At 73.2% G+C, this 2,616-nt stretch carries 3 protein-coding genes; 1 reads left to right on the forward strand and 2 read right to left on the reverse strand.

Annotated features, from left to right (window positions below):
* A partial coding sequence (locus ABD194_RS21545) for an alkaline phosphatase family protein (RefSeq protein ID WP_343995359.1) occupies positions 1-832 on the reverse strand: 832 nt, incomplete at its 3' end.
* Positions 833-1,205: 373 nt separating this feature from the next.
* Here ABD194_RS21545 and ABD194_RS21550 point away from each other — a divergent pair.
* Positions 1,206-1,877 (forward strand): hypothetical protein, encoded by a 672-nt coding sequence (locus ABD194_RS21550; protein WP_343995361.1) that lies wholly within the window; start codon positions 1,206-1,208, stop codon positions 1,875-1,877.
* A gap of 33 nt (positions 1,878-1,910) precedes the next feature.
* On the opposite strand, the gene ABD194_RS21555 is transcribed toward ABD194_RS21550, so the two are convergent.
* The gene (locus tag ABD194_RS21555) at positions 1,911-2,486 is read right to left on the reverse strand and encodes a CD225/dispanin family protein (protein ID WP_343995363.1); all 576 of its coding nucleotides are present in this window, start codon (positions 2,484-2,486) and stop codon (positions 1,911-1,913) included.
* Positions 2,487-2,616: the final 130 nt, after the last annotated feature.

Below are 2,616 nucleotides of genomic sequence, written 5' to 3' on the forward strand. Positions count from 1 at the left end.
TGTTGCGGCCGGTCATCGCCGCCAGCGTGTAGCTCTTCGTGTGGCTGTTGTTGGAGCAGTCGTCGTAGACGGGGTCGGGGTCACCGGTCATGGTGCCGATGCCCTTGCCATCGGGGAAGCGCACCGTGTAGTCGCCGGTGGCCGGCGTCGTCGCGGGGGTGCCGTCCGCGTTGAACTCCTTGACGCCATGGGTGTTCCCCGAGACGAGGTTGATCGCGCCGGGTGACGAGGGGCCGAAGGTCGTGCTGAAGGCGTGGTCGCTCATCGCGTAGTGCTGGGCGTAGTTCCACATCGCCGTGACCGTGTTGCCGTCGTAGTAGTCCATCGTCAGGCCCTCGCGCCCGTAGGTGGGGGCGGCGCACGCGTCCCGGCTCGTGAACTCCACGAACTTGTCCATCGCGCCGGCGTCGTAGGCCTTCTGCTCGTTCGTGTAGGTGTGGTCCTGGTCGCAGGTGACGGCCTGGCCGGGCGTCAGGCGCTGCGGCTGCACGGAGTTGGGGTTGTTGGGCGCGAGCAGGCGGTCGTGCGCGAGCGTCGCGATGCCGCCGGGCGTGCCGGGCGCCGCGCGGAAGCTCGGCGCCGGCGTCCCCGAGCCCTGCTGCGTCTCACCGGGGAGGTTCGCGGCCTTCGGGTAGGTGGCGAAGTAGTGGTCGAACGACACGTTCTCGCCGAAGATGACGACGACGTGCTTGATGGGCGTGGTCGTGGCGGACGACGCGGACCTGCTCGTCGGGGCCGGGTGGGCGCTGACGGCGCCGGCCGCGGCGACGGCCGGGACGACGAGCGCAGCGGCGCCGGCGCCGGCGAGCGCGAGGCGGACGGAGCGTTTCATGGGATCTCCTCTGAGCGGCTGGTTCGGCCGAGACAGTGCCTGGCGCACCGCCCTGCGGCCGGAGTGAACGTACGCCCGTGCCGGGCCTCCGCAGGGCGCTCCGGCGGTCCCTTTAAGCACTGTTTGCCGAAACTGTGCCCACCCGTCGCCGAGCACCCAGCCCGCGTCGACACTGCGCACAGGCGGCGCCCAGACAACCGCTCGGGACCCGTCCGGGTGCAACGGTCCGGGGCCCGTGCTTGTCTTCCTCGGTATGACGCCCAAGAGTCCTCCCGTCCGACCCGGCCCAGCGCGGCCGGCCCGCCCAGCACGCGCTGCCCGCAGTCGCGGACTGCTCGCGCTGGCCGTCGGCGCCGTCGGTGCCGTCCTCGCCATGAGCGCGTGCGGTCAGGCGAGCTCGTCGTCCGGCTCGGCGACCCCCGCACCCGGCGGGGACCCGGGGACCCCTGCGAGCGGCGCCGCCCAGACCACCGTCGTCGGCAGCGTGCGCCTCGAGGCGTCGATGGCGCCCGAGGGCCAGGTGCGCAGCGGCGGGACGGTCGCGGGCATGTCGGTGCACCCGGGGCTCGTCGTCGACTACCGGCTGACCAACACCGGGACGAAGCCCGTCCTCGCCTACGACGTCGTGCCGCAGGAGCTCGGCAGCGGCACCCTCCCCGTGAACGTCGACGTCCAGCACGCCTGGGTCTACGAGCAGTCCGGCGTGCTGCGCATCAGCAAGCAGGGCTTTGCCACGGCGCCGAACGTGCGCTTCGTCGCGGCGCCCGTCATGGGCGGGCACGTGATCGCCCCCGGTGCCTCGGTCACCGGGCGGGCGTATGCCGTGTGGCCGCTCGTGCTCGACGTGCCGGGCGAGTCCTTCTCGGCTCCACGGCAGCGCGTGAACCCGGCCGTCGGGCAATGGCAGTTCTGCGTACAGGTGGACGGTCGCACCGACCAGGCTCGGCCCTCAGCGGTGGGCGGTGGCGTCGTCCAGGCCCCGGTCAGAGCCCCGGAGGGCGACGAGCTGGTCTGCACAGGGCCGGCGGCCATGCCGATCCGGTGAGCTGGCCCTCGCCCCCCGCCGACGGGAAGAGACTCAGAGAGAGTGGGTGAGCACCCCCGTGCACGCGAAGAAGATCGCGAGCCCGGGCCACGCGAGGGCGGCGAGCAGGCACCACGTCTTGACCGACCGGGAGGCGCGATAGGCCTCGTCGAACTGGCCCATCGCCCACTTGGAGCGGACCGAGGTCGCCTTGACGATCGCCACGATGCCGAAGGGCGTGAAGCACATGATCGTGCAGAGGATCGCCAGGGCCAGCCGGTTCGGCGGCGGGGCGGAGTAGACCTGAGCGGCGGGCGGAGCCATTCGCGGGTAGGCGCCGGCGGACGACCGGGGCGGCAGGCCGGACGCCGGCCGGGGTGGCGGTGGCCATCCGCTGGCGGCCGTGGGTCTCGGCGGCCGCGACGCCTGCGGGAGCGGCGGCTGGGGGACCGTGGGCAACGGGCTCGCCGGCGCCGGGGGGACGGCCGACTCCGGCGGTGCGTCCGCCTGCGGCAGCGGCGTCTCCCGGTCGAGCTGCGGCAGCCAGGCCGACCACGTGTCGTGCGTCGGGTCCGGCTGTCCGGCCTCGCGCTCGGCGTCCCTCTCGTTCCTGCCGTTCCTGTCGCTCATGGCGGTCACACGATGTTCGGGTCGCCGTCGGCGGCCAGGCGCTTGCCGGCCCGCTGCCACTCGAGCATGCCGCCCTCGACGTTGACGACGTCGTAGCCCTGGTGCGCCAGCCACTGGACGGCGCGTGCGG

The sequence above is a fragment of the Terrabacter terrae genome (assembly GCF_039529575.1).
Lineage (GTDB): Bacteria > Actinomycetota > Actinomycetes > Actinomycetales > Dermatophilaceae > Terrabacter > Terrabacter terrae.